This is a genomic window from Filifactor sp., from assembly GCF_057248345.1.
The window spans coordinates 1-6,190 of record NZ_DBHIIC010000064.1; the positions used below are offsets into that span (position 1 = coordinate 1).

Genomic DNA, 6,190 nt, shown 5'->3' on the forward strand with positions numbered 1-6,190 from the left:
AAGAGTTATTACTCAGTAAAAGTAAAAATAAGTTTGTAGGATTTGTGGGAGATGGTATCAATGATGCTCCTGTTCTTTCAAGAGTAGATGTCGGAATTTCAATGGGAAGATTGGGAAGCGATGCAGCGATAGAAGCATCTGATGTTGTGCTTATGGATGACAATATCTCAAAAATACCATTTGCTATCTCATTATCCAGACGAACGATGTCTATTATAAAAGAAAATATTATATTTTCTTTAGGAATTAAGGGAATTGTCTTATTCTTGACTGCATTTGGAATATTAGGAATGCAGTGGGCTGTCTTTTCTGATGTCGGTGTTAGTATTTTAGCAATATTAAATGCATTTCGTATCAAAAGATAAAAAAACACTCTTTTTCTATTAATAATAGAAAAAGAGTGTTTTTGTTTGTGTTATTGTCCTAGATTGATGGTAAAAACTTTTCCAGTTTTTCATTGATATGTGTAGGATCATCTACATTAAATGCGATGACAACAGTGAACTCTCTTTTTTCAGATAACTCATCTACTAAATTGAGGAAATCTACAACTGATTCATCTATAGTAGGAATAATTTTATCCAAACTATCAAGGTAGATTGTGTTGATATCATAATTAGCGCTGATTAGACCACACAAAAGACCATAGACAGAATTTGTACAACTGATTTGAAATTCTTCTGTAGAGATAAAACGAATATCTCTATGTAGCTGATGCAAATGTTTAGGAGTAGGTTCTATATAGACAATTTCTCCTGTTGTTGTTTCAGCTTCTGCATTTGCCATTTCTAGCATTTTTTTTGTTTTTCCACTACCTGCTTCTCCTAAAAATAATTTAACCATGAAAAAGACCTCCTTGAAATTAGTTAAAATTTGAAACTTCAATAATATGACAAATAAATATCAAAAAATGATATCATTGTATACGGTAGGAAGAATGATTCAACTTTCTTCTTTTCTTTTTTCTTCTCTTTTTCGAGATAAGTCTAATAATCGTAAAAAGAGCGATTAGAATGATAAAGATTCCAAGTATTATAAGGGCACTTAAGAACTTATGATGTTTTGAGAAATAAATAAAACCTTGTAAAGAATAAATAGAGTGAACTTCATTTTTTGCAAATATAGGTAATTCTACAAGAATAACACCATTTTCTTTAAGTTTCAATGTTCCAATTTCATCATCTACATGAATTGGCAACTTCATATTTTCATTTAGAGAAACTTCTTGTTCAATCTCAGTCTTACTGTTAATATTCTCTACAGAATAATAATCTTCCTTTACATAAAAATCTAAAATTTTTTCCAAACTATCAACAATTACTGTTCTACCTGCAACTTGATTTGCAGTAAAAATCTTTTTTTTAGTAAAATTTTGAAATCCATATTCTAATAGTTTTCTTGAATTGGTATACACTTCCAAACCTTCATTTTTCATTACAACAGCAATCAGTCTAAGACCGTTATTTTCACCACTGGAAACTAAACATTTCCCTGCTTCTGTAGTATATCCCGTTTTGATACCATCAACAACATCATACTTGATAGGTATCGTGGTTCCTTTGTATTCAATAGTTTGTTCTGACCATAAAAATTTGTTGGTATTTCTGAAATATCTAATTTCAGGTGTTTGTTCAGTAGCATGAATTTGTACAAAATCTGTTGCTACAATCTCTCTAAATTTCTGATTTTTCATTGCTTCTCTAGCAATTAAAGCAAGATCATAAGCCGAAGTAGTGTGGTTTGGATCATGTAAACCATTTGGATTCACAAAGTGTGTATTTTGACAACCAATTTCTTGTGCCCTTTGATTCATTAACTTAGAGAATTCTTCTATGGAGCCTGAAACAGCTTTAGCAAGAACGATAGCAGCATCATTTGCAGATTTAATCAGTAGTCCTTGTAATAGTTCCTCTACGGTAAATGTTTCACCCGGAAGAAGATACATTGCACTTCCGTCAGCCGGTCCCATATCTTCAGGAATTGTAATTTGTTGATTAAGATCAAGGTGTTCCAAAGTTAATAAAGCAGTCATAATCTTTGTGGTAGATGCAGGATAGACTGATGCATCCTTTTGTTTCTCATAGAGTACTTTACCGGTATCTTCTTCAATTAATACTGCTGTAGAACAATTCAGTCCAATTGAATGAGTGTTAGAGCTTGTTGCGTGTATATCCTGTAAAAATATCGTATTCAAAAATAGTATAGTTGCAAATATTAAGCTTTTTGTTTTTAAATTATATTGTGACATTAGAAATAAATCCTCCCTACAAGACAACTATGTATTGTATAGATTATATATGAATTATTAGACAAAATGCAAGTAAATCAAAGAAACAAAGTATATTTTCAGTGAAGTTTTTATCAATACTCAAAAAAGAGGTTCCATTTTTGATTCCGGAACCTCTTTGGTTATTCGATACGAAAAAAAGTATGTGTATTATTTTAAAACACCGAAAACATATCCTTGGTCTTTATAGTATTGAATAATTTTTGGAAGTGCTTCAGCTGTGAATTTCTTATTTTCAGCATCATGCATCAAGACAACAATCACATCTTGATTTTTATTTTGTAGTGTTGTCTTTACGGTAAATTCATACATTCCTTGAGCAGAAGTAGGTCTAGTACGTCTAGGTTCTCCATCTCCACATAATGCATTCCAGTCAATCCATTCTACACCATATTTAGAAAGTGCAGCATCAGCAACATCCATATTTTTCCAGGACATATGTCCACCCGGATATCTGAAAACTCGTGTATTGAAGTTTGGTCCAAATATGCTTTTCATGGCAGAGAGGGTATCCATATACTCTTTTGTAATATGTTGTACATTTGCAATTCTATTTGGATATAGAATTTTGTAATTATGTGTAAAGCTATGGATTGCAATAGAATGTCCTTCTTGTATCTCACGTAAAAGAACAGATCTTGTTTTTTCCCCCACAGTTCCACCAACGATAAAGAAAGTCCCATGAACTCCATGTGATTTTAAAGTATCTAATACAATAGGAGAAATTTTTTGATTTGCTCCATCGTCAAATGTCAAAAATACTAATTTGTCTTTTCCGGTATATGTTGCTTTTCCGGAAATATAATCCCTAATTTCTTTGGTATCGTATGCATACTCTTGTGCAGCACCAATATGATTGGAATCAGGAACGATATTGAATTTCCAGTTTAAAGTTGTTGCCAGCATGTCTGTAGGTCGATTGATAGGAGATAGTACAAAAAGAGATTCAGAAGAATATAGTGTTATTTGACTAGAAGTCTCAAGTGGTGCACTATTTTTAGAAAAAAGTAAAGCAATTCCTTTTCCGATTCCTAATGCAAGTACAACAACCATGAATAGAACAACAATGTTTTTTATAAAATGAGACTTCTTTCTTCTTTTCTTCCCGGAAGTTTGTGAACCTGAGTTATATGTTTTAATGCCATGAGATGAATGAGAATAAGTATTTTTATAATTCATTTTGATATTCCTTCCTTTACTGTGTAATTAATGTTATTGTACAACAGAAATAACAAAAAAAGGTTACATTTTGGTGTTATTTTTTATTTAATAAAGTTTTTTGTGATATAATCAAACAATGAATTGCTTAATTATGAGAAAGAGGTGTTGTTTTGTTTATAGATAAAGCAGAGATTTTTATAAAGGCAGGAAATGGTGGAAACGGTGCTGTTGCATTTCGTAGAGAAATATATGTTCCTGCAGGAGGGCCGGCCGGAGGCGACGGTGGAAATGGTGGAAATATTATTTTTAGGGCAGATGCAAATTTAAGAACTTTGATGGATTTTAAATATAAAAAATCATATCAAGCACCCTCCGGAGAAGATGGAAAAGGTTCTAATATGCATGGAAAATCAGGTGAAAACTTAGTTCTTAAAGTCCCAATCGGAACAATCATTCGTGATGAAGAGAGTGGCTTAATTTTGGCAGATTTAAAAGAAAATGGAGAAGAAGCTGTTGTAGCAAAAGGTGGAAGAGGTGGAAGAGGAAATACTCATTTCAAAACTTCAACACGACAAGCTCCTAATTTTGCAAAAGCGGGAACCGAAGGTCAAGAAAGAACCGTTATTTTGGAATTGAAGTTGATTGCAGATGTAGGATTGATAGGATTTCCTAATGTTGGAAAATCAACATTTTTGTCTATTGTGACGAAAGCGAGTCCAAAGATTGCAAATTACCATTTTACAACGCTCACACCAAATTTGGGAGTAGTAAAGTTAAAAAATGGAACAGGTTTTGTAATAGCTGATATTCCTGGAATTATAGAAGGAGCACATTCCGGAGTTGGATTAGGACATGATTTTTTGCGACATATTGAGAGAACGAGAGTTCTATTACATGTTGTAGATATTTCCGGAATTGAAGGTAGAGATCCGTATGAAGATTTTTTAAGCATAAATCAAGAATTAAATCTATATAATGAGAAATTATCAAAAAGAGAACAGATTGTGATTGCAAATAAAATGGATTTATTATTTGAAAAAGATATCTATATTGAATTTAAAAATAAAGTGGAAGCAGATGGATATAAGGTGTTTCCTCTTTCCGGCGCAACAAAGGAAGGCTTGGATGATATCTTAGATTATGTTAGTCAAAGACTTCTAGAGATTGATATGGAACCTCTTTATACAGAAGAAGAAATGTGGTCTGAAGAATACCAACCTGTAAAATTGGAAGAAGAAGAAATTACGATTGAAAAAGAAAAAGATGCTTATGTTCTATCCGGAATCAGATTGGAAAAATTATTGTATTCTGTAAATTTTGATGATATGGAGTCCATTCGTTATTTTCAAAAAATTATGGAGAGCAACGGTGTTTTTGAGCGTTTAAGAAAAATGGGGATTCAAGATGGTGATTTAGTAAGAATGTATGATTTGGAATTTGAATTCTACGAATAATATTTGAGATTAAGATTCAATAAAATCATATAATATAATAAAAAATAATAGTATAGGAGGCAGAGTGGAAAACTCTGAAGAAAACATATGATAACAACAAAAGATAGAGCTTTTCTTAGAGGATTGGCAAACAAGTTGGAACCTGTCGTACTGATAGGGAAAGGTCAAGTTACTGAAGAAGTGGTAGAATCAGTTGATCAAGTTCTTGAAAAAAGAGAGTTGATTAAAGTAAAAATTCAAGAAAATGCTTATTTGGATACGAAGGATACAGCGCAGAAGATTGCTGCTCTTTTAAATGCTGATATTGTACAATGTATCGGTTTTAAATTTGTTTTATATAGAAAATCGAAAAATAATTCTAAAAATTTAATATAGAAAATTGTTGGAGTAGATAGAATGGATGCTGAAAAAAAAATAAAGCTACTTAGGGAACGTTTGGAATACTATTCTGACAAATACTATCAGGAGGATGCTCCTGAAATTAGTGATTTAGAATACGATAGTATGATGAAAGAATTGATGTCTTTAGAAAAAGAGAATCCTTCATTAAAGTCGGCAGAATCTCCAAGTGAAAAAGTTGGAGGGAGTTATTCCAAAAAGTTTGCGGAGTATGTTCATAGAGTACCGTTGTTGTCATTATCAAATGCTTTTTCATATGAGGAATTGATTCAGTTTGATCAAAAAATAAGAGAGCGTTGTGGTAAGATCTCATATTGTGTAGAGTTAAAAATTGACGGGCTATCTGTTGCGTTAGAATATAAGAATGGAAAATTCATTCAAGGTGCTACAAGAGGAAATGGACAACAGGGAGAGAATGTTACCGATAACTTAAATGAAATTGTCACAATTCCAAAAGAACTAAATCAGAAAGTCGATTTAGTAGTTAGAGGGGAAGTTTTCTTACCAAAAAATCAATTTCTAAAATTGAATGAACAACAAGAAGAATTAGGATTACCATTATTCGCAAATCCCAGAAATGCCGCTTCTGGCTCTTTGAGACAATTGGATTCCAATATCACGAAAGAAAGAAATTTAGACATTTTTATTTTTAATGTTCAAGAATGGATGGACAACTCCGGTAAAGAGTATGAATTAAACTCTCATTCCAGTCAGTTAAACTACTTGGATGGATTAGGTTTCAAAACGATATCTCCTAGGGAACATTGTGAGTCTATGGAAAAAGTTATTGAGTTCATTAAATATTGGACAGAGCATAGAGAGGAATTGTTGTTCGATATTGATGGGATTGTTATAAAAGTAGATGAGTTAACTAAGAGGGATGTATTGG

At 32.1% G+C, this 6,190-nt stretch carries 6 protein-coding genes and 1 pseudogene; 4 read left to right on the top strand and 3 right to left on the bottom strand.

What is annotated here, in order from left to right; genetic code table 11:
- Positions 1-365, top strand: a pseudogene (locus tag ACO5GE_RS07680) (heavy metal translocating P-type ATPase); the annotation flags it as partial.
- A gap of 58 nt (positions 366-423) precedes the next feature.
- Here ACO5GE_RS07680 and ACO5GE_RS07685 read toward each other — a convergent pair.
- The 3 genes from ACO5GE_RS07685 to ACO5GE_RS07695 all read right to left on the bottom strand — a co-directional run bounded on the left by ACO5GE_RS07685 (position 424) and on the right by ACO5GE_RS07695 (position 3,466).
- Positions 424-843 carry a hypothetical protein gene (locus ACO5GE_RS07685; RefSeq protein WP_484830329.1) on the bottom strand — a complete coding sequence of 140 codons (420 nt, stop codon included), beginning with the start codon at positions 841-843 and terminating at the stop codon, positions 424-426.
- 73 nt (positions 844-916) lie between these two features.
- Positions 917-2,248: a D-alanyl-D-alanine carboxypeptidase family protein gene (locus ACO5GE_RS07690; protein ID WP_484830330.1), complete on the bottom strand. Its 1,332-nt coding sequence runs from the start codon at positions 2,246-2,248 to the stop codon at positions 917-919.
- A gap of 189 nt (positions 2,249-2,437) precedes the next feature.
- A complete protein-coding gene (locus ACO5GE_RS07695; protein ID WP_484830331.1) occupies positions 2,438-3,466 on the bottom strand; it encodes a polysaccharide deacetylase family protein in 1,029 nt (342 codons plus the stop codon).
- 152 nt (positions 3,467-3,618) lie between these two features.
- Between ACO5GE_RS07695 and obgE the strand changes: the two genes are divergently transcribed.
- The 3 genes from obgE to ACO5GE_RS07710 form a co-directional block, all read left to right on the top strand.
- A complete protein-coding gene (obgE, locus tag ACO5GE_RS07700) occupies positions 3,619-4,902 on the top strand; it encodes a GTPase ObgE (RefSeq protein WP_484830332.1) in 1,284 nt (427 codons plus the stop codon).
- Positions 4,903-4,989: 87 nt separating this feature from the next.
- Positions 4,990-5,277, top strand: a complete 288-nt coding sequence (yhbY, locus tag ACO5GE_RS07705; RefSeq protein WP_484830333.1) for a ribosome assembly RNA-binding protein YhbY — start codon at positions 4,990-4,992, stop codon at positions 5,275-5,277.
- Between the two features lie 21 nt (positions 5,278-5,298).
- Positions 5,299-6,190, top strand: an 892-nt coding sequence (locus tag ACO5GE_RS07710) for an NAD-dependent DNA ligase (RefSeq protein ID WP_484830334.1), incomplete at its 3' end; no start/stop codon positions are given.

Coding starts and splice junctions, on each gene's coding strand:
- ACO5GE_RS07685 (WP_484830329.1), bottom strand. CDS start 843: ATGGTTAAATTATTTTTAGGAGAAGCAGGTAGTGGAAAAACAAAAAAA.
- ACO5GE_RS07690 (WP_484830330.1), bottom strand. CDS start 2,248: ATGTCACAATATAATTTAAAAACAAAAAGCTTAATATTTGCAACTATA.
- ACO5GE_RS07695 (WP_484830331.1), bottom strand. CDS start 3,466: ATGAATTATAAAAATACTTATTCTCATTCATCTCATGGCATTAAAACA.
- yhbY (WP_484830333.1), top strand. CDS start 4,990: ATGATAACAACAAAAGATAGAGCTTTTCTTAGAGGATTGGCAAACAAG.